This is a genomic window from Lysobacter sp. HA18 (genome assembly GCF_054057595.1).
On the sequence record NZ_JBSRZL010000001.1, the window covers coordinates 1,094,388 to 1,121,255 of the forward strand.

Consider the following 26,868-nt stretch of genomic DNA (forward strand, 5'->3'; position numbering starts at 1 on the left):
GCTCACTTGGGCGCCGCGAATCCGTGGCGACGGAAGATGGCCTGCGCCGCCGGAGATGCCAGCCACGCGACGAAACCCGCAGCCTGCGGATTCGTGCTTTCGGCAACGCGCGCGGCCGGATACACGATGCGCGGATGCGTGGACGCCGGGAAACGCGCGACGACGCGAACGCGCGGTTCGGCAAGCGCATCGCTGGCGTAGACGACGCCGAGCACCGCTTCGCCACGCGCGACCAGCTGCAGCGCCGCACGCACGTTCTCCGACTCGACCACGCGCGGCTGCACGCCGTTCCATGCGCCCAGCGATTGGAGTGCCGCGCGGCCGTACCTGCCGGCCGGAACGCTGGTCGTAAGCGCGAGGGCGATGCGCCCGTCGTTGCCCAGCATTGGACGCAGGTCGACGCCGCGCTTCAGCGCGGTCGGCGGCGTCTGCGAATTGGCCGGCGCGATCAGCACCAGTGAATTGCCGGCGACGTCGCGACGCGTCGTCGCATCGATCAGTCGCTTCGCCTGCAACTCGTCCATCCAGTCCAGGTCGGCGGAGACGAATACGTCGGCGGGTGCGCCGTCCTCGATCTGCCGCGCCAGTGCCGAGCTGGCGGCGTACGACGTGCGCACCGTCGCGCCATGCGTGCTGCCGTAGAGCGCGCCCGCTTCGTCCAGCGTTTCCTTCAGGCTCGCCGCGGCGAACACCGTGATCGGCTGCGCGGCAAACGCCGGAGGCGCGGCGAATGCGAGTACGAGCGCGGCGAGAAAGCGGGGTGGCAGGCGCATGGGGCGGTCGGCTACAGGGCTGGCGGCATTAGACCAGAGCGCGTCTTCACCCGGCGAGCGCTGGCGGCATCGTCCAATTCAGGCGGTTCACGACGAGCACGGCATGGACGGCGATTCCGGGCACAAGACTCCTAAGCGGCAGGCCAGGCGCGACGACGCCTTCGTGCGCGTCCGCGGCGCGCGCGAGCACAACCTGAAGGACGTCGACGTCGACATTCCGCGCGATGCGCTGGTGGTGTTTACCGGCGTGTCGGGTTCGGGCAAGTCATCGCTCGCGTTCGGCACGTTGTACGCGGAAGCGCAGCGTCGCTATTTCGAGTCGGTCGCGCCGTATGCGCGCCGCTTGATCGATCAGGTGGGCGTACCGGACGTCGACGAGATCGAAGGCCTGCCGCCCGCCGTAGCGCTGCAACAACAACGCGGCACCGCGAGTGCGCGATCGACCGTCGGCAGCGTGACCACGCTCTCGAGCCTGGTGCGCATGATGTATTCGCGCGCCGGCACGTATCCGCCGGGGCAGGCGATGCTGTACGCCGAGGATTTCTCGGCGAACACCCCGCAGGGCGCATGCCCGAACTGCCACGGGCTCGGCTACGTCTACGACGTCACTGAAGCGTCGATGGTGCCGGATCCATCACTGTCGATCCGCGACCGTGCGATCGCATCATGGCCACCCGCATGGCATGGACAAAACCTGCGCGACATCCTGGTGACGCTCGGCTACGACGTCGACACGCCATGGAAGAACCTACCGAAAAAGGATCGCGACTGGATCCTCTTCACCGAGGAAACGCCGACGGTACCGGTGTATCCGGGCTTCACGCCCGCGGAAACGCGCGCGGCGCTCAAGCGCAAGGCCGAGCCCGCGTACATGGGCACGTTCACCGGTGCGCGCCGCTACGTGCTGCACACATTCGCATCGACACAGAGTGCGCTGATGAAGCGCCGCGTTGCGCGATATCTCACCGGCACGTTGTGCCCGGTCTGCGATGGCAAGCGACTCAAGCGCGAAGCGCTGTCGGTCAAGTTCGCGGGACTCGATATCGGCGAGTTGTCGCAGTTGTCGTTCGATCGACTGGCCGACGTGTTGCGCCCCGTGGCGGAAGGCCGCTTCGAAGCCGCATCACGCAAGGCACATGGCGACGCGCGCGGGGCCGAGGCGACGAAGCGCGATCGCGCGACACGCAAGGCGGCCGGTCATGCCACGCACGCGGCCGCGCCGGATATTCACCGCACCGGCAACATGTCGGAGGAAAAGCGCATCGCCGCGCAACGCATCGCGGCGGATCTCGTTGCGCGCATCGGCACACTGCAGGGCTTGGGACTCGGCTATCTCGCGATAGATCGAGCAACGCCCACGCTGTCGCCCGGCGAACATCAACGGCTTCGGTTGGCGACGCAGATCCGCTCGAACCTGTTCGGTGTCGTCTACGTTCTGGACGAGCCGTCCGCAGGCCTGCATCCGGCCGACAGCGAGGCGCTGTTCGAGGCGCTGCTGCAGCTGCGCGAGAGCGGCAATTCGATCTTCGTGGTCGAGCACGACCTGGACACCATGCGGCGCGCCGATTGGCTGGTCGACGTCGGGCCCGCCGCCGGCGAACGCGGCGGGCAGGTGCTCTACAGCGGCCCGCCGCCGGGGCTCGAAGCGGTGTCGACGTCGGAGACTGCGCGCTATCTGTTCGATCGCGTGCCTGCGCCGACGCGCGTGCGTCGTGATCCGACCGGCTGGCTCGAACTGCGCGATGTGCATCGCAATAACCTGCATGGGCTCGACGCGCGCATTCCGCTCGGCGTGCTCACGGCGGTGACCGGCGTGTCGGGTTCCGGCAAGTCCAGCCTGATCAGCCAGGCGCTGGTCGAACTCGTCTGCGGGCATCTCGGCCATGAGCCCGAGGATGACGAGCCGGAACCCGAGGACGGGCCCAGCATCGTGCAGCGCACGCGCGGGCATCTCGGTGGCGACGTCGATGCGATCCGTCGACTGGTGCGCGTCGACCAGAAACCCATCGGCCGCACGCCGCGGTCGAATCTCGCGACCTACACCGGGCTGTTCGACCACGTGCGCAAGCTGTTCGCGGCCACGCGGGATGCGCGTCGTCGTCGCTACGACGCCGGGCGTTTCTCGTTCAACGTCGCCAAGGGGCGTTGCGAAACCTGCGAGGGCGAAGGGTTCGTCAGCGTCGAACTGTTGTTCATGCCGAGCGTCTACGCGCCATGCCCGACGTGCCACGGCGCGCGCTACAACGAGGCGACGCTGAAGGTGCAGTGGAACGGCAAGAACATCGCGCAGGTGCTGGCGATGAACGTCGAGGAAGCGTGCGAATTCTTCGCGGACGAATCGACCGTGCTGCGACCGCTCGAACTGCTGCGGGATATCGGCCTCGGCTATCTGCGCCTCGGGCAACCGGCGACGGAACTGTCGGGCGGCGAAGCGCAACGCATCAAGCTGGTGACCGAGTTGCAACGCAGCCAGCGTGGGCGTGGTCTATACGTACTCGACGAACCGACAACGGGCCTGCATGCCGCCGACGTCGACCGTTTGATGGCGCAGCTGCACGGGCTCGTCGATGCGGGCAACACCGTCGTGCTGGTCGAGCACGAGATGCGCGTGGTCGCGCAGAGCGACTGGGTGATCGACATCGGCCCCGGCGCAGGAGAGGAGGGCGGTCGACTCGTCGCCTGCGGGCCGCCGGCGGAGATTGCTCGCGCCGCCGACAGCCGTACCGCGCCTTATCTCGCCGAAGTCATGGGCCGCCGACGCCCGTAGCTTCCTCGTTGCAGCTGGCGACGTCCGCCACCGGCGATGGCGGCATCGCCGGCACTTCTGCCGGCACCGCGATTTCCGTGTGGCCAGCCGGCAACATCTTCGCCTTGCGCCAGCCGCCGAACAGGTAATAGGCGCCGGATGCGAGCATGGCGACGATCGCGCTCGCCGGGAAACTCCACCAGATCGCGTCCGCACCCAGCCGCGGCTGCAGCATCGACGCGAATGGCACGCGCACGCCCCACAGCGCGAACGCGAGGATCAGCAGCGGCGGAATCACCGCGCCGGTCGCGCGTACAACGCCGGACAGCACGAACGTCACGCCGAAAAACAGGAACGAGACGATCACGATCGGGTCGAGGTGCTGCGCGATCGCGAGCGCCGGGCTCGACTCGGGCAGGAATAGCGACAGCGTCTGGCGATCGAACACGATCAGCGGAATGATCAGTGCGCCGGTCATGAGGAAGTTGAACAGCACGCCGGACTTCGCGGTGGAATGCACGCGGTCCCAGCGATTCGCGCCGACGTTCTGCGCGGCCATCGACGAACACGCCGCACCGATCGCCATCGCCGGCATCTGCACGTAGGTCCACAGCTGCAGCGATGCGCCATACGCGGCCGTCGTTTCGACACCGTGCTTGTTGACCATCGTCATCATCGCGAGCATCGCGACGGAGATCAGCATCATCTGCAGGCCGATCGGAATGCCCTTGACGATCAGCGACTTCAGTACCGCGAAGTTCGGCTTGTAGAGATGTCGCTCGTTGCGGCTGATCCACAGGCGATGCTTCTTGTGGCGCAGCCACAGCAGCAACGCGGTGAGGCTGGTGGCGTTGGCGATCAATGTCGCCGTGGCCGCGCCGGAGATGCCCATCTTCGGGAACGGGCCGATGCCGAACAGCAGCAGCGGGTTGAAGCCAATGTCGAGCACGACGGTCAGCAACAGGAAGATGAAAGGCGTGCGCGTGTCGCCGGAGCCGCGAAGGATCGCGGTGATGAACGTAAACGCGTAGAGGAACGGCAGCGCGAGGAAGATGATGCGCAGGTAGGCCTCGGCGAACGGCAGCGCGGCGGCGGGCGTGTCCATCCACGAGAGCACGTGTCGCGACAGGGGGAGGCCGACCGCCGCGATGATGATCGACAGGCTGATGAAGAAGGTCGCGCTGGTGCCGATGACGCAGCGTGCTTGCGTCAAATCGTTGCGACCGATCGACTGCGCGACCAGGATGCTCGCCGCCATGCCGACGCCGAACACCGCACCGAGTAGGAGGAACATCACGTTGTTGGCGTTTGCGGTGGCGGTGAGCGCCTGCTCGCCGAGGAACCGGCCCACCCATACCGCGTTGATGGAACCATTGAGCGACTGCAGCACGTTGCCGCCGAGGATGGGCAGCGCGAACAGGAACAGCGTGCGGGCGATGGGGCCTTCGGTGAGGTTGTGACGTTGCGGCATTCGATCCTCCGGAAGCGCACCAGCCTACCGAGGCGGCGTGACCGCGATGCGCACTGGACGCGCGCCGCGACGACGAACGGAGTGCAGATGTGAACGTCCGGTTGGCGCGCCGATAACAATCGTGTCGATAACCTGTGAACGCTCCCGGCCGGTGCACGGACCCGTCGGGCAGCGCGGACCGTTGCTGACTGCCCCCGCAGCAGCCACGGAATGGAACGGCGTCGAAGACGGCGCCGCCGCCAATCGAGGAAGCAGACATGACCAGCAGCAACCGCGGCGGCCGCCACGGAGGTGGCTTCGGCAGCATGGATCCGGATAAACAACGTGCAATCTCATCGATGGGCGGCCGTGCCGCACACGAGAGCGGCCACGCCCACGAGTTCGACTCGGCGGAGGCCCGCGAGGCCGGCCGCAAGGGCGGCGAGGCGGTGAGTCGCGATCGCGCGCACATGGCGCAGATCGGCCGGCTGGGTGGCGAGGCCAGCCACGGTGGCGGGAAACGCACCGCGGCAGTCGCCATCGTCTCGAACGAACGACGGGCCGACCCGCTGATGGGCGACGTCGTCTGACGGATGCAGCAAAGAAAAAGCCCCGCAGATGCGGGGCTCTTTCCGGCCGATTTCCGGCTTACATCACGTTGGGTTCGCTGAAGGCTTCCGGCTCGCCGTCGAAGGCCTCGATCGGCACGCACGAGCAGAACACGTTCTTGTCGCCGTAGACGTTGTCGACGCGCGCCACGGGCGGCCAGTACTTGTGCTGCTTGAGCACCGGCAACGGGAACGCGGCCAGCTCGCGCGGATACGCGTGCGTCCATTCGCTGCCCGCGACCATCGTCGCGGTATGCGGTGCGTTCTTGAGCGGGTTGTCCTCGCGATCCAGACGACCGTCCTCGATCGCACGGATCTCGTCGCGGATCTGGATCATCGCGTCGATGAAGCGGTCGAGTTCGTGCAGCGACTCGCTCTCCGTCGGCTCGACCATCAGCGTGCCCGCGACCGGGAAGCTCAGCGTCGGCGCATGGAAACCGAAGTCGATGAGGCGCTTGGCCACGTCCTCGGCGCTGATGCCGGTCGCGTCCTTGATCGGGCGCAGGTCGAGGATGCATTCGTGCGCGACCAGCCCGTTACGACCGGTGTAGAGCGTCTCGTAATGCGGCTCGAGCTTCTTCGCGATGTAGTTCGCGTTGAGCAACGCCACCTGCGTTGCGCGACGCAGGCCGGACGCACCCATCATCGTCACGTACATCCAGCTGATCGGCAGGATCGATGCGGAACCAAAGCTCGCCGCCGACACCATGCCGACGCCGCCTTCGCCCACGCCCGACGTGCGCATGCCGTCCTTGTGCAGCGCGCCCGGCAGGAAGGGCGCCAGGTGCGACTTCACCGCGCACGGACCAACACCCGGGCCGCCGCCGCCGTGCGGAATGCAGAACGTCTTGTGCAGGTTGAGGTGCGAAACGTCCGAGCCCCACTTGCCGGGCTTGGCGACGCCGACCAGTGCGTTCATGTTCGCGCCGTCGGTATAAACCTGGCCGCCGTGCTTATGCACGACCTCGCAGATCTCGACGACGTCTTCCTCGAAGACGCCGTGCGTGGAGGGGTACGTCATCATGATCGCGGCGAGTCGGTCGGAATATTTCTCCGCCTTCGCGCGGATGTCGCCGACGTCGACGTTGCCGTTCGCATCGCACTTGGTGACGACGACCTGCATGCCGCACATCTGCGCCGACGCGGGATTCGTGCCGTGTGCGGATTCCGGGATCAGGCAGATGTCGCGATGGCCTTCATTGCGCGACAGGTGGTACGCGCGGATTGCGAGCAGGCCCGCGTATTCGCCCTGCGCGCCCGAGTTCGGCTGCAGGCTCACCGCGTCGTAGCCGGTGCATTCGACCAGCATGTCCTCGAGGCCGGCGATCAGTTCGCGATAGCCCTCCGCCTGGTCGGCCGGCGCGAACGGATGGATGTTCGCGAACTCCGGCCACGTCACTGGGATCATCTCGGCCGTGGCGTTGAGCTTCATCGTGCACGAGCCCAGCGGAATCATGGTGCGGTCGAGCGCGAGGTCCTTGTCCGCCAGCATGCGCATGTAGCGCAGGATTTCGTGCTCGCTGTGATGCGTGTTGAACACCGGGTGCGTCAGGAACGCGCTCGTGCGCTGCACTTCGGCCGGGATGAGCGACGGCGCCTTCGCGTCGAGCGTGTCGATGTCGGGCAGCGCCGCGTCATCGCCGCCGAAGATGCGCCACAGCAGTTCGAGGTCCGCACGCGTCGTCGTTTCGTCGAGCGAAATGCACAGGTACTCGTCCCACGCGATGCGCAGGTTCGCGCCCATCGAACGTGCGCGTGCCGCGATCGCGTCGGTGCGGTCGCCGGTCTTGAGGCAGATCGTGTCGAACGCCGTGTTGTGGTGATGGCGATCGAAGCCGAGTTCGGCGAGGCCGGCGGAAAGGATTGCGGTCATACGCGCCACGCGCGATGCGATGCGCGTCAGACCTTCCGGGCCGTGGTAGACGGCGTACATCGACGCCATCACCGCCAGCAGAACCTGCGCGGTGCAGATGTTCGACGTCGCCTTCTCGCGACGGATGTGCTGCTCGCGCGTCTGCAGCGTCAGGCGATACGCGGGCTTGCCTTCGGTGTCGATCGACACGCCGATCAGGCGGCCCGGCATCGAGCGCTTGAACGCATCGCGGCAGGCCATGAATGCGGCATGCGGACCGCCGAAGCCGAACGGCACGCCGAAGCGCTGGCTGTTGCCGATCACGATGTCGGCACCCATTTCGCCCGGCGGCTTGAGCAGCGTCAGCGCGAGCAGGTCGGTGGCGAACACGACAAGTGCACCGTTCGCGTGGATCGCTTCCGCATCGGCCGTCCAGTCGGCGAGCCAACCGCTGGACGCCGGGTACTGGATCAGCACGCCGAAGAAGTCGCCCTTGGCGAGCGCGGCCTTCCAGTCGTCGTTGCCATTGGCCAGCTCGACGTTGATGCCGAGCGGTTCGGCGCGCGTGCGCAGCACTTCGATCGTCTGCGGATGCGTGTCGCCGGACACGAGGAAGGTGTTCGACTTCGACTTGGCAGAACGCTTGGCAAGCGTCATCGCCTCGGCGGCGGCGGTCGCCTCGTCGAGCAGCGATGCGTTCGCGATCTCCATGCCCGTGAGCTCGGCGACCATCGTCTGGAAGTTGATCAGCGCTTCCATGCGGCCCTGCGAGATCTCGGCCTGGTACGGCGTGTAGGCCGTGTACCACGCGGGGTTCTCGAGGATGTTGCGCAGGATGACGTTCGGCGTCTGCGTGCCGTAATAGCCCTGGCCGATGAAGCTGCGGTACACGCTGTTCTTCGATGCGATCGCGCGGATCTTGGCGAGCGCCTCGACCTCGCTGATGGGCTCGGGCAACGCGAGCGGATTGCCGGATGCGATGGAGCCGGGGACGATCGCGTCGGTCAGTGCGTCGAGCGAATCGTGGCCGACGGTGCGCAGCATCTGCGCGATCTCGGCGTCGTTCGGGCCGATGTGGCGTTCGATGAAGCCGTCGTGGTGCTCGAGGGCGCGCAGGGAGGTGGGCTGGGTCATGGCGGGCATCAGTGCGCGGCGCGCGGCCGCGGGAAGGTGCCCCTCTGTCCTTTTGCCTGAGAGTTTGGACACGCGGGGGAGGATGCGTGTCTTGCCCCTTCGGCGCCGGCGCGTACCCGAAGGCAGGCCGATCTCTCCAGAGTGTGTGCAGCCGGCGGTGTGGGGGCCTGAGCGATTCCGGGCGATTGCGCCTTCGGCAGCGGGTCGAAACCCGCTTCTCCCACCGGGTGCGTCGACGCCGATTGTACCGCGAGGGCTGGGCGCGCCGCAGGCGCCGGGCTACGCTGACGGCCGCTCATTGGGGAATGCGCATGACCCGGTTCATCGTGACGTCGCTGGCATCGACTCTGCTTATCGCGGGTACCGCCGGCGCCCAGGAACGCGAACTCGTGATTCCCGACGTCGGGACGCCGACACTGCCGGCGAAGGCCCCGACGGTGCAGGGCTTCGTGCCCGCTGGCTGGACCATCGAAAGCAGGCTCGACGGCCCGATCGACGCCGACGCCAAGGCCGACGCCGTGCTGCTTCTGCACAACGCCGACCCGCGCAACGTCCTGCACAACGACGGCTTTGGCGTGCAGGAGCTCGACACGAATCCGCGCCTGCTGGTCGTGCTCGTTGCCGACCCCGCGGGCGGTTGGCGCCGCGTCGCGCAGTCGGACCGGCTGATCCGCCGCAATGACAACCCGACGCGCGAGGATCCACTGGAGGAAGGCAGCGTGTCGCTCGATAAGCGCGTGCTCGCAGTGACGGTCGGCTTCTTCGCCAACATGGGCTCATGGTCGACGAGCCGCACGACCTACAAATTCCGCTGGCAGGACGGCTGCATGCGCATGGTCGGGTTCGACGAGGACAGCGTGCAGCGCAACAGCGGCGAGACGACCGACGTCAGCGTGAACCTGCTCACCAACAAGGCGTCGCGCACGGTCGGCAGCATCGAGGACGACCGCACGCACGTTCGCCGGTACACGCTCAAATCGCGTGCGCCGGTCTGTCTCGAAACCGTCAACGACGAGTTCGATCCCGGCGTGCCGGGCGAGTAACCGTTACGCCGCGGCCGCTTCGTCCGCGGCCTGCAACTGCAGCTGCCACAGCTGCGCGTAATGGCCCAGCGCGGCGATGAGCTCGTCGTGCGTGCCCTGTTCGACGATGCGGCCGGCGTCCATCACCAGGATGCGGTCGGCATTCATCACGGTCGACAGGCGATGCGCGATCACCAGCGTCGTACGGCCTTGGGCGATGCGTTCGAGTTCGGCCTGGATCGCTTTTTCCGAGCGCGAATCGAGTGCGGACGTCGCTTCATCGAAAATCATGATCGCCGGGTTCTTCAGCAGCGCGCGCGCGATCGCAACGCGCTGCTTCTCGCCACCCGAAAGCTTCAGGCCGCGCTCGCCGACTTCCGTTTCGTAACCATCCGGCATCGCGAGGATGAACTCGTGGATGTGCGCCGCCTTCGCCGCGGCTTCCACTTCGTCGCGCGTCGCCTCAGGGCGGCCGTAATGGATGTTGTAGAAGATCGTGTCGTTGAACAGCACGGTGTCCTGCGGGACGGTCGCGATCGCAGCGCGCACGGACCCTTGCGTCAGATCGCGGAGGTCGTGGCCGTCGATGGTGATGCGGCCGTGGTCGGGGTCGTAGAAGCGGTAGAGCAGGCGTGCGAGCGTCGACTTGCCCGAGCCCGAATGCCCGACGACGGCGACCGTCTGCCCCGGACGGATTTCGAAGTTCACGCCCTTGAGGATCTCGCGACGCGGGTCGTACGCGAAGCGCACATCCTCGAAGCGCACGTGCGCCCTGCGCGTGTGCAGCGGCTGCGACCCGGCCGTGTCCTGCACGTCGAGCTTCTCGTCGAGCAGGCCGAACAGGCGCTCCATGTTGGTGATCGACTGCTTGATCTCGCGATACATCATGCCGAGGTAGTTCAGCGGGCCGGCGAGCTGCAGCAGGTAGGCGTTGACGAGCACCAGGTCGCCCAGCGTGAACTGCCCGGCGACGACGCCCGCTGCCGCGCGCCACATCAGCGCGGTGACGCCGAGCGACACGATCGCGGTCTGGCCGACGTTGAGCACGGCGAGCGACTTCAGGCTCATCACCGTCGCTTCCTCGACGTGCTTGAGGTTCTCGTCGTAGCGCCGCGCCTCGTGCTCTTCGTTGTTGAAGTACTTCACCGTCTCGTAGTTGAGCAACGAGTCGACCGCACGCGAGTTCGCCTTGGTGTCCGCTTCCACCTTTGCGCGGTAGTAGCGCGTGCGCCATTCGGTGACGGCGAACGTCCAGCCGATGTAACCGGCGAGCGTGAGCAGCGTGATCCCGCCGAACGACCAGCCGTACTTGTAGACGAGGAAGCCGGTGACCAGCGTCACTTCGATGATCGTCGGGATGATCGTGTAGATCGTCCAGTCGAGAAGATCGGTGATCGCGGTGCCGCCGCGTTCGACATCGCGCGACACGCCGCCCGTGCGTCGCGACAGGTGGAACTTCAGGCTGAGCGCATGGAGGTGGCGGAACACCTTCAGCGTGACCTCGCGTGCGGTGCGCGCCATGACGCGTGCGAACACGACCTGCCGCAGTTCGGTGAACAGGTTGACGCCGACGCGCGCCGCGCCGTACGCAGTGAGCAGCAGCACCGGCAGCACGCGCAACGACGCCTGGATGTTCAGCGAATCGACGATGTGCTTGAGCAGCATCGGCACGGTCAGCCCGAGCAGCTTGGCGACCAGCAGGCAGCCGATCGCGAACGCGATGCGCGCGACGTGCGGTTTGAGGTAGGGGAGCAGCGAGGCGACGATGCCGTAGTCGCTGCGCCGCGTGCCGCGCGTGGCGACGCTCAGGGGGTCGGGGGAGGCCATGCGGTCAACGTAAGGGCGCGGGCGCGGCGGAACAACCCGCGGCCGGTCCACGGCCCGTTCCATTGGTCGCGACGAAGCGGCCGTCGGGCACGTCCGGGGCGGTCGGCGGTGTCGCGCCGGTTACCCTAGTCCGCCGTCACGCGCCTCGACCATGACGCCGAACGTCCGCCCCTCGACGCGACGCCTCGCCCTGCTGCTGGGCGGGCTGGCGATGTTTGGCCCGTTCTCGATCGACACCATCTTCCCGGCGTTCCCGCAGATCGGCGCGCAGCTGGGCGCGGACGCCTTGGCCATGCAGCAGACGATCAGCGTCTACCTGATCGCCTACGCGCTGATGAGCGTGGTGCACGGGCCGCTGTCTGACGCGATCGGGCGGCGGCGCGTGATCATCGGCGGGCTGATCGTCTTCGCCGCGGCGTCGGCGGGGTGTGCGCTCGCGAAGGACCTGCCGACGCTGCTCGCCTTCCGCGCGCTGCAGGGGCTGTCGTCGGGCGTCGGCCTCATCGTCGGGCGCGCCGTGATTCGCGACGTGCTGCACGGCCCCGACGCGCAGCGCCTGATGAGTCAGGTGTCGATGATCTTCGGCATCGCGCCGGCGATCGCGCCCATCATCGGCGGCTGGCTGCTGGGCTGGAGCCGCTGGCCGATGATCTTCTGGTTCCTGGTCGCGTTTGCGCTGGTGTTGCTGGCCATGACGTCGGCCGTGTTGCCGGAGACGCATCCGCCTTCATCGCGCCTCCCATTCGTGCCGCGCACGCTGCTGCGCGACTACGCCGGGATCTTCACCAACCCGCGCTTCCAGCGACTCGCCGCCGCGGCGTCGTTCAACTTCAGCGCGCTGTTTCTCTACATCGCATCGGCGCCGGTGTTCGTGCTCGAGATGCTTCGACTGCACGGCCGGCACTTGGGCGAAACGCAGTTCGGCTGGTTCTTCGTGCCGACCATCGGCGGCATGGTGATCGGCGCGTTCGTATCGGGGCGCGCCGCGGGAAAGCTCAGTGGCGATCGTCTCGTGCGCATTGGGTTCGCCGCAACCGCGATCGCGATGGTGTTCAACGTCGCCTACAACGCGATCGTCCCGGTGCCGCAGATTCCATGGGCGGTGTTGCCGATGACGCTGCATGCGTTCGGCATCGCGCTGGTGTTCCCGGTGCTGACGCTCGCAATCCTCGACATGTATCCGCGTCAGCGCGGTTCGGCGTCGTCGCTGCAGGCCTTCACCAGCCTGGTGATGAACGCGCTGGTCGCGGGCGTCATCTCGCCGCTGCTGTCGCACCACGTGCTCTGGCTCGCCGCGGCTGCGACCACGATGACGCTCGTCGCCTACGCGTTCTGGAGCTGGGAAATCGCCGTGTCGAAGAAACAGGCGCTGCGCTGCGAAGGCGCGGACGTGCCGGCGCCGTAACCCATAACGAAGAAGGGCCGGCAATGCCGGCCCTTCGGTTCGATCACGCCTTGGCAGGCGATGTCGCGGGTGTGGACGGTGCCGGTGCAGGCGGCGCGGATGTCACTGCGTCCGGCTGCCAGCCGCAGGTCTTGCCTTCGTTCTGCTGCTTCAGCCACTGCTGCAGCGGTGCGAAGTATTCGAGCACGGCGGACGCATCCATCTTCTCGCTGCCCGTCATTTCCTTGAGCGTCTTCTGCCACGGCTGGCTGGCGCCATGCGACAGCATCGTCAGGTAGCGACGTCCGGCTTCCGGGGTTGCCGTAGAAGCTGCATTCGTACAGCGGGCCCTTGTAGCCCGACGCATCGCAGAGCGATTTGTAGAACTGGAACTGCAGGATGTCGGCGAGGAAGTAGCGCGTGTACGGCGTGTTTGCCGGCACGTGGTACTTCGCGCCCGGGTCGAAGAAGGTTTCGCCGCGCGGCGTCGGCGGCGCGACACCCTGGTACTTCGCCTTCAGCTGCCACCACGCGGTGTTGTAGTTCTCGGGCTTGATCGAGCCGTCGAACACGCCCCAACGCCAGCGGTCGATCATCAGGCCGAACGGCAGGAACGCGACTTTCGCCAGCGCCATGCGCATCTGCGCGTTGATCAGCGCTTCGTTGCTCACCTGCGGCTGGTCGACCAGCCCGATCTGGTGCAGGTAGGACGGCGTCATCGACAGCACGATGGTGTCACCGATCGCTTCATGGAAACCGTCGTGCGCGCCCGACTGGAACAGCGGTGGCTGCTTGTTGTAGGCCAGGTAGTAATACACGTGGCCCATCTCGTGGTAGATCGTGGTGAAGTCTTCTTCCGTCGGCTTCGTGCACATCTTGATGCGCACGTCGCCGGCCATGTTCATGTCCCACGCGGACGCATGGCAGACCACGTCACGATCACGCGGCTTGATGAACTGCGTGCGCTCCCAATAGCTCGCCGGAAGCTTCGGCATGCCGATCGACGTGTAGAAATCCTGCGCACGCTCGTTCATCTGCTTCGCGGTGACGAGCAGCGCATCGTGCTCGGCCTGCGACGTCGCCGACGGCGAATGCTCGCCGCTGATCTTCGCGGTCTCGGCCGTCAGGTTCTTCTGGTACTGCGCTTCCAGCGACGCATTGACGTCGAGGCTGCCCGCGCCCGGATACGGCGCGAGCATGTCCCAGAGGTTGCTCCAGTCCTGCTGCCACATGTTGCCCATCAGGTGCGCGGGGAGCATGTGCCCGGCGACGTGGCCGCGCTGCGCGCCGTACTTCGCGTCGAGCTTGGTGCCCGCGTAGCAGTGCAACTGTTCGTAGAGCGGCTTGACCTGGCCCCACAGTCGATCCGTTTCCGCCGACAGCTCCGCAGGCGTCATGTCGTAGCCCGAACGCCACAGCTCGCCGGCGTCGGCATAGCCCATGTCGCGCGCGCCTTCGTTGATCAGGCTGGCGAAACGTGTGTAGTCCTTGCGCTGCGCGGAGGCGGTCGAATGCCAGCCCTGCCACGCATCGAGTTGTTCGTCGTAATCGCGGCTCTTGGCCAGCACTTCCTCGAGATCACCGAGCTGGCGACAGGTCTTCGCCGGGCCTTCGCCGGTGCAGTACTCGCCCTTGCCGTACGCGCCTTCCATGCGCGTGGCGATGCCGGTGAGTTCGGCCAGCTTCTTCGGATCCTTGGGTGGCGGCATCGCGGCCTGCAGCTTGAGCAGCTGGATGGCGCGCGCCGTGTCCGGAGACATCTTCTGGCCTTCGAAACGACGCGACTGTTCGATCCAGCGGTTGAGCTGCGCCAGATAGCGCTCGTTCGCCTTCGCCGAAACGAGTTCGCTGTCTTCGTTGATGTACGTCGAGGACAGCCACTGCGCCGACGTCAGCTCCGGATACATGGCTCGGTATTCGTCGTTGACGCGCGCGACGAACTGGTCGGCGGTTTCGTTTTCCGGCGGCGCGGCGGTGCCGGACGCGGTGGGCGCGGTCGTCGAGGACGTGCCGGGCGGTGCCTTGCAGCCGGACAGGCCGAGGACGGCGACGATGCTCAGTGCGAGCAGGGCGCGGACGGGTTTCATGGGGGAACTCCGGTAGGGCGTGTCCGGAGGCTAGAGGCGGCCAACCGCCCGCGCAAGGCGGCCGTTCGACAGGTCGGTTCAGCCCGGCAGGCGCAGGCGTCGCGTGGTGGCGTCGGCCAGCCCCGCACGGTCGAGCCATGCCCAGGCTTCCGCGGCGTCGTTCTCGACATAGGCCTTCGCCGAGCCCAGCCGGAATGTGTAGCCCCAGGTGTCCATGTCGGCGAGCACGCGGTCGGCGCCGACGCCGGGCAGGGCATCCCCCAACAACGACTGCAGCACGCAGACGGCGTCTTCTTCCTCGACCGAATCCGTCGCATCCGTGTGCACCAGCGCACGACGCTCCGGCGGCAGCACGATCAGGTGCGCGGCTTCGTGCAAAAGTGAATGCACTGGCGTGTCGCTGCGCGCGTATACGGTCGAGCCGATCAATCCGGCCTCGCACTCGCCCCAGTAGCTGCCGGGAATCGGTTCTCCGTCCGCCACGCGCACGAGCACGAGCCCGTAGCGCGCGAGCAGCGCGGACGCGGCCTCAAAGTCGATGTCGGCGAGTGTCAGCATGGGCCGGAGACGACGATGCCCCCGCGCGGGCGAGGGCATCGAAGTGGAAACGACATGTGGATCAGGACTGCACGGGGCCTTCCGGCAGCGCGACGGAGATGTCGAGCACCTTGTTGTCGCCGTCGCCGATCAGGTCGACCTTGACCGCCTCGGCGTCGACGTTCACGTACTTGCGGATCACCTCGAGCAGCTCGCGCTGCAGCATCGGCAGGTAATCCGGGCCGCCGCGGGTGACGCGCTCATGCGCGACGATGATGCGCAGGCGGTCCTTCGCAACCGAGGCCGTCTGCTTCTTCGTCGTCAGGAAATCGAAGATGCCCATGGCTCAGCCTCCAAAGAGCTTGCCGAAGAAGCCCTTCTTCTCGACCTGTACGAACCGCAGCGGGCGGGTCTCGCCGAGCAGGCGCGCGACGGAGTCGTCGTAGGCCTGCGCTGCGTCGGACGTGGTCTCGAGGATGACCGGCTCGCCCTTGTTCGACGCGTTCAGCACGTCGCCGGACTCCGGGATCACGCCGACGGCCTTGAGGCCGAGGATTTCCTCGACGTCGCCGATGCTCAGCATCTCGCCGGTCTCGACGCGCTTGGGGCTGTAGCGGGTGAGCAGCAGGTGTTCCTTGACGCGTTCGCCGTTCTCGGCGCGGCGCGTCTTGGACGCCAGCAGGCCGAGGATGCGGTCGGAGTCGCGCACGGACGACACTTCCGGGTTCACGACGACGACCGCCTGGTCCGCGAAGTACATCGCGAGGAACGCGCCCTTCTCGATGCCGGCCGGCGAATCGCAGACGATGTAGTCGAAGCCGTCGGCGGAAAGATCGTCGAGCACCTTCTGCACGCCTTCCTTGGTCAGCGCGTCCTTGTCACGCGTTTGGCTGGCGGCGAGCACGAAGAGGTTGTCGAAACGCTTGTCCTTGATCAGCGCCTGCTTGAGCGACGCTTCGCCATGCACGACGTTGACGAAGTCGTACACCACGCGACGCTCGCAACCCATGATCAGGTCGAGGTTGCGCAGGCCGACGTCGAAGTCGATGACGGCGACCTTGTGGCCGCGACGCGCGAGGCCGCAGGCGAGGCTGGCGCTGGTGGTGGTTTTGCCCACGCCACCCTTGCCCGACGTGACTACGATGATTTCTGCCAACTGAGGTTCCTCCGGATTCGTGCTCAGGTCCCCGCCGGCAACGCCGGTGCGGGCGACAGCATGCCCTAAAGCATGCGGATGTGTGACGGCTTACGCGTCCAGTGCTTCGATCCGCAACTGGCCCGCTTCGAGCCACACCTGCACGGGCTTTCCGAGCAGATGGGCGGGGATGTCTTCCGACACCTTGTAGTGACCGGCGATCGCGACGAGTTCGGCGTGGAATTCGCGGCAGAAGATGCGCGCCTGCTCGTAACCCTGCGCGCCGGCGAGCGCGCGACCGCGCAGAGCGCCGTAGATGTGGATGGAGCCGTCGGACATGACTTCCGCGCCTGCACCGACCGACGCGAGCACGGTGAGATCGCGATTGTCGGCGTAGACCTGCTGGCCCGAACGCACCGGCGCGGACTGCACCATGCCGGGCTGCGACGTCGACGCGGCCGCGGGTGCCGCTACGGGCGCGGCCACAGGCTCCGGCGCGCGCTCGCGACGTGGCGCGGGCGCAGGTTCCGCCGGCGCGCCATCGGCACGTTCGTACTGCGCGCGGAATTTCGCGAGAAGCGGAAGCCCGAGCTCGCGCGACAGCGCTTCGATCTCGGTGGTGCCGTAGGCGAGGGCGACAGGCAGCACGCCCGCATCGCGCAGCGCATCGACCAGCGCCTGCGCGGTCGCGACGTCCGGCGTACGCGTCAGGCCGCCGAAATCCAGCACCACCGCTGCACGCGCGAACAGGTTCGGCGCGCGCTGCACGCGGCCGCGCATTTCCTCAGCGAGCTTCGCGACATCGAGCGTGCGCACGCGCAAATTCGCGATGCCGACCTGCCCGATCTTCAGTTCGCCCGCGGGCTCGAAATCCATTTGCGCGCTCATGCGCGGCCTCCTGCGGCGCGCGTTCGCGAGGCGATCGGCGTGCGCGGCGTGTGGATCCAGGGTTCGGACGGCAGGTCGCGGCCGTACGTGTCGCGCACCCACGGATAGCTGCACAGCGGTTTCATCAGCATCGACGCACGCAGGCCGGTTTCGTCCATCACGTGCTGGCCGACTTCGTTGAAACCGAACGTGCCGTGGAACAGCAGCACCGGGTCGTTGCCGCCCTGCATCAGTACTTCGCAGGCCATCTGCGGATAGCGCAGTTCGGCATAGGTCTGCGCATCGGCATAGAACGCGCGGCCGACACCGCCGCCACGACGTCGGCTGGCCACGACGATGCGGTCGATATAGAAGAACTCCGAATGACGCTCGCGGAACCAGCGGAAGTTCGAGCTGTCGTGATCCGACGCGTCGCCCATGCCGATGAGGAAACCGGTGAGCGACCCGTCGCGCTCGGCGACACGGAAGTACTCGGCGGTCTCGTAGAAGTGCTGAAGACGGGTGGCATCCAGCGGAAGGATCGCGGGGCCGGCGGCGTTGTTCAGGGCTAGGACGGAATCCAGCTCGTGCTCGCGCACGTCGCGGACGACGATCGACATTCTTCCGGCTCCGGGGAGGGCAGCCGAGCCAGTGCGGCGCGGCGCGCGATTATCGCACGCCCGCCCCGTCGGGGCCAGCGCCGCTTGCCATGACTTTCGGCCGGAGGGCGCTGCGGAAACGCGGCGTAGGATGCATCGATGCCGGTCCAACTGAACCACACCCGACTCCTGCGGTACTCCGGTCTCTCGACCTGGGCCATGGTCGGCTTGCCTCTGCTCTACATGACGTTCGGCCCGCAAGGCGCCGAAGACCTCGCAGGCGACGAGGCTCTGGGCCCGCGGTCGATGACTCTCCTCGGCTGGGGCGTCTACCTGCTTTTCGGTGCGAGCTACTTCTGGCTGGCCAAGGGTTTCGGCCGCCGGACGGCGCGCATCGGCGACGTCATCGGCCTTTTGCTGCTCACCGCGAGCGCGATCGGCGTCAGCTACTACAGCCGAAGTGGCCTCGGCAGCGTGCTTCTGATGACCGCCGCGTGCCTGCTGCCCTGGCTGCTGCCATTGCGCGCAGGCATCCCGTGGCTGATCGCGAGCCAATTTGCGGTGATGCCGGTCTTCGTCTACGGCTTCAACTTCCCGTTGTTCGAAGCGTTGATGCAGTCGCTGCTGTACACCGGATTCTCGGTGTTCGTGTTCGCGACGAGCCTGATCGCACGACAGCAGGCGGATGCGCGCGAAGAACAGCGTCGACTCAATGCCGAACTGCGCGCGACGCGTTTGTTGCTTGCGGAGAGCGCGCGCGTCAACGAACGCACGCGCATCTCGCGCGAATTGCACGACCTGCTCGGGCACCATCTCACGGCGCTGAGCCTGAATCTCGAAGTCGCGGGTCATTTGGCCGAAGGTCGCGCGAAAGACCACGTTTTGCAGGCGCATACGCTTGCACGTCTGTTGCTCACCGACGTGCGCGAAGCGGTGAGCCAGCTGCGCGACGGTGGTGCGATGGATCTTTCCGTCGCGCTGCGTCCGCTCGCCGAAAACGTGCCGTCGCTCGACATCGCGATGGACATCGAATCGCCGTTGACCATCGACGACCCCGAGCGTGCGCACGTGCTGCTGCGCTGCACGCAGGAAATCATCACCAATGCCGTGCGTCATTCCGGCGCGCGGCATCTGTGGATCGCGGCGCGGCGCGAGGGCACCAACATCATCGTGACCGCGCGCGACGACGGCCGCGGCGCGGACCTGCTCGTCGCCGGCAACGGCCTTCGCGGCATGCGCGAACGCCTTGCGCAGCAGGGCGGCACGCTCGACATCGAAACCCGGCCCGGCGACGGCTTCCGTCTCCGGCTCGTTCTACCCATCGCGGCCGCCGAGGCCGTCCGAGAAGGAGTTGCCGCATGACCGCGCCATCCGATCGTCGCATCCGCGTGATGCTGGTCGACGACCAGAACCTCGTCCGACAGGGCGTGCGCTCGCTGCTCGCGCTGGCCGACGGCATCGACGTGATCGCAGAGGCCGCCGATGGTCGCCAGGCGGTCGAGCAGATCCCGCAGATCAAGCCCGACGTCGTGCTGATGGACATGCGCATGCCGGTGATGTCCGGCCTGGAAGCCGTGCAGACGCTCGCGCGCCTGGGCCAGCTGCCGCCGACCATCATCCTCACGACCTTCGACGACGACCAGCTCGTGCTCGCGGGCATCAAGGCCGGCGCCAAGGGCTACCTGCTGAAGGATGTCTCGCTGGACCAGCTGGTCGGCGCGATCGTCGCCGTCGCCGACGGTGGATCGCTGGTGCAGCCGGCGGTCACCCAGCGCCTGCTGTCGGGTCTGGAGCACATGCGCAACGATTTCGTCAGCCTCGACCGCCCGGACCCGTTGACCGAGCGCGAGACCGAAATCCTGCGGCTGATGGCGGGCGGCTTCTCGAACAAGGAAATCGCGAATTCGCTCGGCGTGGCGGAAGGCACGATCAAGAACCACGTGTCGAACATCCTGTCCAAGCTCGGCGTGCGCGACCGCACGCGCGCCGTGCTCAAGGCGTTCGAGCTGCAGCTGGTCTAGCAGCGTTTCGCCTGCGCCGCGGTCCGGCCCGCCGGATCCGGCGCTTTTGCGCCCGCGTTGGTGTGAAGGCGGCTGTAGCAGCTTGGCTGCCGCGCGCAACGTGGCCCGGCACATCGGCAGGCCAGCGGCACCCCGAAAACGCGGCCTGCTTCACGCCGTCGAATTCGACCCGCATTCGGCATTCACGCCAGTGCCGCTGTCTTGCTACGATTGGCGGTCTGCGCCTAGGTCCTGCGAAGGGTGGCGCGGGCCAGGCCCCGGAGAACTCCTGAATGACCCGTTTGCTCGAGATCCTGATTTCCATCGCGATCGTCTTCGCACTGTTCGTGATCGTGGGCATTTTCCTGCCCAGCAGTCGTCACCTGTCCGAGTCGGTCCAGTCGAACCGCAAGGTCTCGATCGCGTACGACCTGCTCAACAACACCCGTCGTTTCACCGACTGGAACCCCGTGCTGCTGCACGACCCGGCCGCCCAGGTTCAGACCTCGGGCAAGGACGAGGGCGTCGGCGCCAAGATCGCGTACCAGTCCAAGGTCCGCGGCGTCGGCAACGGCAGCTGGGAGATCACCCAGAGCGAGCGGAACAAGCGCATCGCTTATGCGATCGAAACCGGCTCGCCGGGCAACAACAAGCGCAGCGAGTTCAAGCTGCAGCCAGTCGGCAACCACGGTCGCAATACGCAGATCACGCAGACCTACGACGTCGACTACGGCTTCAACCCGATCGCGCGCTACGCCGGCCTGTACGTGAGCAACAGCGTGGGTGAGGACATCAAGCTCGGCCTGGGCCGCCTGTCGAACGCCCTCGCCGGCGTGCCGAACATCGACTACAGCCAGCTGCCGACCGAGTACAAGTCGCCGCTCCCGAGCCTGACCAACCGTCCGGTCGAGACGCTGCTGACTGTCGGCGCCGTCGTGCCGATCGACCGCGACAAGATCCGCGGCCAGATGAACTCGAACCTCGAGTGGATCAAGAAGGTGATCGCGTCGAATGGCCTCGAGCAGGCCGGCCCGGTGCGCATCATCACCAACGAGCAGGGTTCGGCGAACTACTCGTTCGACGTCGCGGTTCCGGTCAAGAAGGCCGGCGCGGGCGACAAGATCGAGGGTATCACCACCGCCGGCACGCCGGTCAAGGTCGCCTACAACGACGCCTCGAAGGTCGTGGGTACGACGTTCACTGGCGACATGGGCAACCTGCAGCATCTGCGCGACGCCATCCGTGCGTGGTCGCTGACGCACGGTTACGCCACGGTCGATCGTCCGTACGAGCTCTGGAACGGCGGCATCGATGCCGGCTTCACCGACCAGGGCAAGTTCACGGTCCAGTGGGCGGTCAAGTAAGCCCGACCGACTTCGAAAACGCGCCGCTTGCGGCGCGTTTTTCGTTGGGCGGCGGAAATGTTGCGGCGCCAGCGTTTCGAGGCCACGCATGAGTCGTGATGCGCGCTGGCCCGGTGTCGTCGGTGCGCTGTTCGGCGCTTCGGGCGTCGCGCTCTCCGCTTATGCGGCGCACGGCGCGACCGGTGATGCACAGCGTTGGCTCTACACCGCCGCGGCAATGGCGCTGGCGCATGGCATCGCGCTGGTCGCATACATCCCGAGCCGCGGGCGCGTGGGCGGTCTCGCGCGAATCTCCTTCGTGATCGGCGTGCTGTTGTTCTCCGGCAGCCTCGTCGCTGCGCAGCTGATGGGCTGGCCGACGCGACTCGCGCCTGCGGGCGGCATGTTGCTCATCGTCGGCTGGCTGCTCGTCGCCGTCGAACGGGCAGGGCGCTGACATGCCGCGCTGGTCCCGTGGATTCGATGTCGACGCGGCGACCAAGCATCTGCGCCGCGCCGATCGTGCGCTCGGGGCTTGGATGCGGCGCATCGGCCCGATCGATGCGGAGCCGCGCTGGCGCAAACCGTTCGATCCCGTCGACGCGCTGGCGCGCGCGATCCTTTACCAGCAGCTGTCGGGCAAGGCGGCAGCGACCATCGTGTCACGCGTCGAAGTCGCCATCGCCAGCGCCCGACTGCACGCCGACACGCTAGGTCGTTGCGACGACGCGACGCTACGCGCATGCGGCGTATCGGGCAACAAGCTCCTCGCTCTGCGCGACCTCGCAAGGCGCGAGGCACTCGGCGAGATCCCGACGCTGCGCCAGATGTCGGTGATGGACGAGGACGCGATCATCGCGGCGCTCGTGCCGATCCGCGGCATCGGGCGCTGGACCGTCGAGATGATGCTGATGTTCCGGCTCGGGCGGCCCGACGTGCTGCCGGTCGACGATCTCGGCATCCGCAAGGGTGCACAACTGCTCGACGACCTCGATGCAATGCCGACGCCACGCACGCTTGCCGAACGCGGCGAGGCGTGGGGCCCGTATCGCACGTACGCCAGCTTCTATCTCTGGCGCATCGCAGACTTCGCCGCACCCGCGCCGGCGAAACCGGTGAAGCGCTCGCAGGGCTGACGCGCGGTCAGTGCGCGAGGCGCGGGTCCAGGGCCTGCGCGAGTACGAGCCGGTTGTCGTCCGGGTCACGCAAGGTGATCGTGCGTACCGCGTCAGCATCGGTCGAATCCACGATCTCCACGCCTAGCGTCGCGAGTCGTTCGCGCTGCGCGTCGATGTCGTCGACCGCGAGCGTGGCGGACGACGAGCCGGCACGTAGTGGATCGCGAAACAGCTGCAGGCCGCCCCCGCGCGGCAGCGACCATTCGGCCACCTCGGGCATCGGACTCGACGATGGCGATTCGAGCAACGCTTCATACCAGCCGCGCGAAACGGCGAGGTCCTGCACGGCGATGCCGGCGAGCGCGTTGGCGATGGGCATGGCGGTCCTCCATGGAAAACGCGGAGGGTTGCGGCGCGGCGGTGATCGACGGGTGAGCGGGCTCAGCCGCGATGACACCAATGCCACGGCTCGTAGACGATGCCGTGCGGGTTGTCGCGCGGGTAGCTCATGACGAAGCCGTAAGCGCCCGCGTTGCGCTGCAGCCAGTCGAACGCGGCCGTCGTTTCGAACGATTCTTCCGCCGGCGGCTCGCCCGGTGCGGAGATGTCGAGCGCGCGACCGGAGTGATGTTCGCTGTAGCCCGGCGCCGCGTTGACGGTCAGGATTTCTTGGACGGTCTGGCCGCGTGCGAGCTTGCGATCGAAGATGCCGAGTTGGTAGTCGTGGCTTCGATAGCCGGAGATCGCTTCGAGCACGACGCCTTCGCGTTGCGCCGCATCGTGCAGGCTGCGCCACGCGCGCGCCGCCGCCGGTCTCAGCCACAGCGGACGGCGATAGCGATCGAAACCGGCGAACGTGAGCGCAGCCGGTTCGGCGACGAGATCAAGACCGGTGCGATCGCGATAGGCGTCGGCGTCGAGTCCAAGGATTTCGAGCCGCTGCGTGATGCGCGCGAGCGGCAGGTCGCGATCGTCGACGTGCGGGGTTCGAGAGCTCGAAACGAGCGCGCGCAGCGCGTTGTCGACGCCCGCTTCGCGCCGCCAGTTCCAGCTCAGCGGTTCGATGCCCGTCGACGTCGCAGCAGCGAGGAAGCGGCCGTCGCGCTTGCGTCGCAATACGTGGCTCGCGCGCGCAACCACGCGCGCATCGGCGTTCGAGCGTGCGCGCAGCAGGTGCGCCGGCCAGAGCTCGATGTCGGGTGTGTTGACGAGGATGTCGGGTCGCGCGCGCATGCCGGCAGGTTAGCGGGACGGCGCCGACGAAACCATGCTGCGCAGCGCGGTCAGCAGCATGTCGGGCTCCGATGGCGTGAGCACGAACGGCGCGGCATCGCGCACCGGCAGGCGCAGCACGCGGCCGCGTGTGGCCAGCACGAACGCGCGATGGCCGTCGAGCATTACGAACCAGCCGGCGCGATAGCCGGGCAGGCGTGCACCGAAGAGTTTGAGCGCAGCGCGGGTGTCGGCCTGCTCGCCTGCAGCCGCGATGCGTGCGGACTCGACGTCGAGTTGTTCGCGCGGAATGCGTCGCGTGAACGGTCCCGCCTTCACGACCAGCTGCGATGGCGTGAGTTCGATGCGGCGTCGACGCAACGAAAGGACTGCGAAACCGGCGGCGATCGCGCATGCCAGAAGCGCTGCGCTGATCGTGACGACGGTGCCTTCGCGATCCGCCGCCCTGTCCATCCCCGCAAGCAGGACGGCCACGACCAGCATGGGCAACACAGCAGTGGCCGCGAGCATCGCGACGGTCATGCCTGCCGGCGGCTCGATCTCGAACTTACGCGTCCCGTCCATCAGATCAGGTGCGTGCCGGCAGCTACGGCGATCAGGATAACGATGAACACCACGGCGACGGATGCATTGCGCTTGCGCATGTCAGATTTCCTTCTTGAGGTAGAGCCACGAATACATTCCGACCTGCACGGCATTGACGAGCTCCCAGCCCGCCTGCCCGTGCTGGGCCAGTACCGCTTCTACATCGGCCGTGCGCGCGCCGAACAGCTTCGGTTTCACCTGCACGACCTTGTACGACCAGCGACGTCCGCTCATGTTTCTTCGCCCTCCGCGGGCGTGTCATCGCCGGGCTTGGGCAGCCGGCCGGCCTTGCGCAGTGCGTCGCGCAACACGTACTCGATCTGTGCGTTGAGGCTGCGCAGTTCGTCGTCGGACCAGCGCTGCACCGCCGAAAGCACTTCGGCATTGATCCGCAGCGGATAGGCCTTTTTCTCGCTCACCGTCGACGCCCGCGCACCACGGCGACCAGCATCGCGATCGCCAGTGCATTCACCGCGAGCGCGACGCCGAGCGCGACGATCACGATGTGGCTTACGTCGTCGCGTACCCAGTACATCGCCGCCGCGCCGACCAGCATGGTCGCGCCGACGATGCGCATGAACCGAACCAGCACCAGTGCGAGATGCGATTCACGCGTGTCCGGGTCGCGTCGCTGCGCACTGCGTGACAGCGACTGCGCGACCAGGAACGCCGGCACGCTGGTGAGTGCGAAGGCGAGGGCGATACCGGTGCCATCCATCAGTAGATCGAGCCCGCGTTGACGATGGGCTGCGTGCCACGTTCACCGCAGAGCACGACCAGCAGGTTGCTCACCATCTGCGCCTTGCGCTCTTCATCGAGATGCACGACGCCGTTCTTCTCGAGCTCGGCGAGCGCCATCTGCACCATGCCGACCGCACCCGCGACGATCCGCGTACGCGCCGCGATGATCGCGTTCGCCTGCTGGCGCTGCAGCATGGCCTGCGCGATTTCCGGTGCGTAGGCGAGGTGGCTGATGCGGGCGTCGACCACCTGCACGCCGGCGTCGGCCAAGCGCTCGGCGAGTTCCTCGGCGAGATGCTTGCTGATCTCGGCCGCGTGGCTGCGCAGCGCGAGCTGGCCTTCCTCATGCTGGTCGTACGGGTAGCTCGTGGCCATCGCGCGCAGCGCCGACTCGGCCTGGATGTGCACGAAGCTTTCGTAGTCGTTGACGTTGAACACGGCTTCGGCGGTGTCGGCCACCTGCCAGACGATCACGGCGGCGATTTCGATCGGCGAGCCGTCGAGCTCGTTGACCTTGAGCTTGCCGCTTTCGAAGTTGCGCACGCGCAAGCTGACCTTCTTCTTCGAATAGAAGGGGTTGTTCCAGCGCAGGCCGTTCTGGTGGTCGCTGCCGACGTAGCGGCCGAACAGGCTCAGTACCGCCGCCTGGTTGGGCTCGAGCATGTAGAGGCCGAACAGGCAGAGAAACAGCAGGCCGCCGATCACGGCCGCGATGGCCATGCGGGCCGGCAGGGCGTCGGCCGCGGCGTTGATGAAGAACGCAACGTCGGCGAAGCCGGCGACCAGCAGCGCGAGCAGAACCGGGATTCCGGGCAGCGAACGGGCTTGGATCTCTTTCATGGGTGTTCCCTCAGTGGTGAGGAAACGATATCAGATCGATATCACTCTCTAATGCCGCTCGTCGGCGGCATCGACGTCGATGCGGTAGAGCGGGGCCGGGACGAACTCGCCGGTCGCGAACACGTGGTGGCCGTCGCGGTCCCAGCCCATCGCCTCGGCCTGCGGTAGCCAAGGCAGCGTCAGCACCTGCGGCGGATGGGTGACGGCGCGCGCCCAGTCCTCGTCGGACATGCGCGTGTAGATGAGCAGGTAGCGGTAGGTCAGAACGGCGAGACGCGTGCCGTCGGGCGAAATGCTGGCGGCGGTGACCTGCGCGGACAGCGGCGCGCGCTCCTCGGTGCCGCTCTGCGGTGCCAGTTGCGGCGGCATGCGCAGGCGCGCGATGCGTTCGGCGACGGCGGGCGGGTCGAGCTGCGGATGCAGCGGCAGGCGGAACAGCTCCGGCGGCTGGCGACGCTTGGAGATCAGCAGTACCTCGCCGCGGCGTGCGTCGACCGCCACCGCCTCGCAGTCGCGCGGGCCGTCGGGCCAGCGGAAAACGATCGACCAGGCCGGTTTCAGGCGCGCGTTCTCGAGCGTCGCCGGCTCCTCGATCGCATGCAGTTGCAGCGTGCGACGCAGGCCGCCGTTGTCGCCGGTATCGGCCAGCATCAGGTAGTCGCGGCCCTGCATCTGGAACGCCGCGATGTCTTCCCAGTCGGTCTTGGGCACGCCTTCGACGCGGAACGTGGCGACGCGATCGCCGCTGCGGTCGATCGCGAACAGCCGCGGCGGGTTGCCACCGTCGTCGTGCATCCACAGCGTGTCGGCGTGGCGGTTGGACACCGCGAGCCCGCTGATCTCGCTGAGCTGCGAATCCAGCATCAGGCCACTCACGCGCGCATCGCCATCGGCGGGCGCCCGCGAGCAACTCGCAAGCACGATCGCCAGCGCGCAGGCGAGGCCGCCGCGCAGTCGGATGGGCAGCCCCGGTCGACGCATGCGCAC

General features: G+C 67.1%; 26 protein-coding genes, 1 pseudogene and 1 riboswitch. Of the genes and pseudogenes, 9 read left to right on the forward strand and 18 right to left on the reverse strand.

Annotated elements, in window-relative coordinates; all coding sequences use genetic code 11:
• Positions 1-2 precede the first annotated feature (2 nt).
• Positions 3-773 (reverse strand): molybdate ABC transporter substrate-binding protein, encoded by a 771-nt coding sequence (modA, locus tag ACVWWW_RS05530; RefSeq protein WP_027082540.1) that lies wholly within the window; start codon positions 771-773, stop codon positions 3-5.
• A gap of 103 nt (positions 774-876) precedes the next feature.
• On the opposite strand from modA, the gene ACVWWW_RS05535 reads away from it, so the two are divergent.
• Positions 877-3,540 (forward strand): excinuclease ABC subunit UvrA, encoded by a 2,664-nt coding sequence (locus tag ACVWWW_RS05535; protein WP_051234950.1) that lies wholly within the window; start codon positions 877-879, stop codon positions 3,538-3,540.
• Here the strand turns inward: ACVWWW_RS05535 and ACVWWW_RS05540 are convergent.
• Positions 3,518-4,990 carry an MATE family efflux transporter gene (locus ACVWWW_RS05540; RefSeq protein ID WP_051234952.1) on the reverse strand — a complete coding sequence of 491 codons (1,473 nt, stop codon included), beginning with the start codon at positions 4,988-4,990 and terminating at the stop codon, positions 3,518-3,520. The genes ACVWWW_RS05535 and ACVWWW_RS05540 overlap by 23 nt on opposite strands.
• A gap of 257 nt (positions 4,991-5,247) precedes the next feature.
• Between ACVWWW_RS05540 and ACVWWW_RS05545 the strand changes: the two genes are divergently transcribed.
• Positions 5,248-5,559, forward strand: coding sequence for a KGG domain-containing protein (locus ACVWWW_RS05545; RefSeq protein ID WP_081671999.1), 312 nt, complete (start codon positions 5,248-5,250; stop codon positions 5,557-5,559).
• A 58-nt stretch (positions 5,560-5,617) separates the two neighbouring features.
• On the opposite strand, the gene gcvP is transcribed toward ACVWWW_RS05545, so the two are convergent.
• Entirely contained in the window at positions 5,618-8,572 is a 2,955-nt protein-coding gene (gcvP, locus tag ACVWWW_RS05550; protein ID WP_027082541.1) for an aminomethyl-transferring glycine dehydrogenase, read from the reverse strand.
• Positions 8,573-8,597: 25 nt separating this feature from the next.
• A riboswitch (glycine riboswitch) is annotated at positions 8,598-8,713 on the reverse strand.
• Between the two features lie 161 nt (positions 8,714-8,874).
• Between gcvP and ACVWWW_RS05555 the strand changes: the two genes are divergently transcribed.
• The gene (locus tag ACVWWW_RS05555; protein ID WP_036142298.1) at positions 8,875-9,606 is read left to right on the forward strand and encodes a hypothetical protein; all 732 of its coding nucleotides are present in this window, start codon (positions 8,875-8,877) and stop codon (positions 9,604-9,606) included.
• 3 nt (positions 9,607-9,609) lie between these two features.
• Here ACVWWW_RS05555 and ACVWWW_RS05560 read toward each other — a convergent pair whose 3' ends face one another.
• Positions 9,610-11,412 (reverse strand): ABCB family ABC transporter ATP-binding protein/permease, encoded by a 1,803-nt coding sequence (locus tag ACVWWW_RS05560; protein ID WP_051234955.1) that lies wholly within the window; start codon positions 11,410-11,412, stop codon positions 9,610-9,612.
• Between the two features lie 151 nt (positions 11,413-11,563).
• Here ACVWWW_RS05560 and ACVWWW_RS05565 point away from each other — a divergent pair, with 151 nt between their 5' ends.
• Positions 11,564-12,817, forward strand: a complete 1,254-nt coding sequence (locus tag ACVWWW_RS05565; protein WP_027082544.1) for a multidrug effflux MFS transporter — start codon at positions 11,564-11,566, stop codon at positions 12,815-12,817.
• Positions 12,818-12,860: 43 nt separating this feature from the next.
• Here the strand turns inward: ACVWWW_RS05565 and ACVWWW_RS05570 are convergent.
• The 6 genes and pseudogenes from ACVWWW_RS05570 to ACVWWW_RS05595 all read right to left on the reverse strand — a co-directional run bounded on the left by ACVWWW_RS05570 (position 12,861) and on the right by ACVWWW_RS05595 (position 18,042).
• A pseudogene (locus ACVWWW_RS05570) lies at positions 12,861-14,883 on the reverse strand (M2 family metallopeptidase).
• A gap of 78 nt (positions 14,884-14,961) precedes the next feature.
• Positions 14,962-15,441 carry a hypothetical protein gene (locus tag ACVWWW_RS05575; RefSeq protein ID WP_036141783.1) on the reverse strand — a complete coding sequence of 160 codons (480 nt, stop codon included), beginning with the start codon at positions 15,439-15,441 and terminating at the stop codon, positions 14,962-14,964.
• Between the two features lie 61 nt (positions 15,442-15,502).
• On the reverse strand, positions 15,503-15,763 hold the full coding sequence (gene minE / locus ACVWWW_RS05580) for a cell division topological specificity factor MinE (RefSeq protein WP_027082547.1): 261 nt from the start codon (positions 15,761-15,763) through the stop codon (positions 15,503-15,505).
• A gap of 3 nt (positions 15,764-15,766) precedes the next feature.
• A complete protein-coding gene (minD, locus tag ACVWWW_RS05585) occupies positions 15,767-16,576 on the reverse strand; it encodes a septum site-determining protein MinD (RefSeq protein ID WP_027082548.1) in 810 nt (269 codons plus the stop codon).
• A gap of 90 nt (positions 16,577-16,666) precedes the next feature.
• Positions 16,667-17,443 carry a septum site-determining protein MinC gene (minC, locus tag ACVWWW_RS05590; protein WP_027082549.1) on the reverse strand — a complete coding sequence of 259 codons (777 nt, stop codon included), beginning with the start codon at positions 17,441-17,443 and terminating at the stop codon, positions 16,667-16,669.
• Positions 17,440-18,042 carry a GNAT family N-acetyltransferase gene (locus ACVWWW_RS05595; protein WP_027082550.1) on the reverse strand — a complete coding sequence of 201 codons (603 nt, stop codon included), beginning with the start codon at positions 18,040-18,042 and terminating at the stop codon, positions 17,440-17,442. Before ACVWWW_RS05595 ends, minC begins: the two co-directional genes overlap by 4 nt.
• 138 nt (positions 18,043-18,180) lie before the next feature.
• Between ACVWWW_RS05595 and ACVWWW_RS05600 the strand changes: the two genes are divergently transcribed.
• The 5 genes from ACVWWW_RS05600 (at position 18,181) to ACVWWW_RS05620 (ending at position 22,500) form a co-directional block, all read left to right on the forward strand.
• Positions 18,181-19,383, forward strand: coding sequence for a sensor histidine kinase (locus ACVWWW_RS05600; RefSeq protein ID WP_027082551.1), 1,203 nt, complete (start codon positions 18,181-18,183; stop codon positions 19,381-19,383).
• The gene (locus ACVWWW_RS05605; protein ID WP_036141786.1) at positions 19,380-20,042 is read left to right on the forward strand and encodes a response regulator transcription factor; all 663 of its coding nucleotides are present in this window, start codon (positions 19,380-19,382) and stop codon (positions 20,040-20,042) included. The genes ACVWWW_RS05600 and ACVWWW_RS05605 overlap by 4 nt, the downstream gene beginning before the upstream one ends.
• A 272-nt stretch (positions 20,043-20,314) precedes the next feature.
• Complete coding sequence (locus ACVWWW_RS05610) at positions 20,315-21,385, forward strand: polyketide cyclase (protein WP_027082553.1); 1,071 nt, start codon at positions 20,315-20,317, stop codon at positions 21,383-21,385.
• 88 nt (positions 21,386-21,473) lie between these two features.
• On the forward strand, positions 21,474-21,821 hold the full coding sequence (locus ACVWWW_RS05615; RefSeq protein WP_027082554.1) for a DUF423 domain-containing protein: 348 nt from the start codon (positions 21,474-21,476) through the stop codon (positions 21,819-21,821).
• A gap of 1 nt (position 21,822) precedes the next feature.
• Entirely contained in the window at positions 21,823-22,500 is a 678-nt protein-coding gene (locus ACVWWW_RS05620; protein ID WP_027082555.1) for a DNA-3-methyladenine glycosylase, read from the forward strand.
• Between the two features lie 7 nt (positions 22,501-22,507).
• Here the strand turns inward: ACVWWW_RS05620 and ACVWWW_RS05625 are convergent, their stop codons facing one another.
• The 8 genes from ACVWWW_RS05625 to ACVWWW_RS05660 form a co-directional block, all read right to left on the reverse strand.
• Positions 22,508-22,861 carry a VOC family protein gene (locus tag ACVWWW_RS05625; RefSeq protein ID WP_027082556.1) on the reverse strand — a complete coding sequence of 118 codons (354 nt, stop codon included), beginning with the start codon at positions 22,859-22,861 and terminating at the stop codon, positions 22,508-22,510.
• 62 nt (positions 22,862-22,923) lie between these two features.
• Positions 22,924-23,715 (reverse strand): M15 family metallopeptidase, encoded by a 792-nt coding sequence (locus ACVWWW_RS05630; RefSeq protein WP_027082557.1) that lies wholly within the window; start codon positions 23,713-23,715, stop codon positions 22,924-22,926.
• 9 nt (positions 23,716-23,724) lie between these two features.
• The gene (locus tag ACVWWW_RS05635; RefSeq protein WP_051234959.1) at positions 23,725-24,279 is read right to left on the reverse strand and encodes a PH domain-containing protein; all 555 of its coding nucleotides are present in this window, start codon (positions 24,277-24,279) and stop codon (positions 23,725-23,727) included.
• 81 nt (positions 24,280-24,360) lie between these two features.
• Positions 24,361-24,534, reverse strand: a complete 174-nt coding sequence (locus tag ACVWWW_RS05640) for a DUF4177 domain-containing protein (RefSeq protein WP_081672000.1) — start codon at positions 24,532-24,534, stop codon at positions 24,361-24,363.
• Positions 24,531-24,719 carry a hypothetical protein gene (locus ACVWWW_RS05645; protein WP_027082558.1) on the reverse strand — a complete coding sequence of 63 codons (189 nt, stop codon included), beginning with the start codon at positions 24,717-24,719 and terminating at the stop codon, positions 24,531-24,533. Before ACVWWW_RS05645 ends, ACVWWW_RS05640 begins: the two co-directional genes overlap by 4 nt.
• The gene (locus tag ACVWWW_RS05650; protein WP_036141791.1) at positions 24,716-25,018 is read right to left on the reverse strand and encodes a hypothetical protein; all 303 of its coding nucleotides are present in this window, start codon (positions 25,016-25,018) and stop codon (positions 24,716-24,718) included. The genes ACVWWW_RS05645 and ACVWWW_RS05650 overlap by 4 nt, the downstream gene beginning before the upstream one ends.
• Positions 25,018-25,881, reverse strand: a complete 864-nt coding sequence (locus ACVWWW_RS05655; RefSeq protein ID WP_027082559.1) for an SPFH domain-containing protein — start codon at positions 25,879-25,881, stop codon at positions 25,018-25,020. The genes ACVWWW_RS05650 and ACVWWW_RS05655 overlap by 1 nt, the downstream gene beginning before the upstream one ends.
• Positions 25,882-25,929: 48 nt before the next feature.
• Positions 25,930-26,862, reverse strand: coding sequence for a hypothetical protein (locus tag ACVWWW_RS05660; RefSeq protein ID WP_155914213.1), 933 nt, complete (start codon positions 26,860-26,862; stop codon positions 25,930-25,932).
• Between the last annotated feature and the right edge of the window lie 6 nt (positions 26,863-26,868).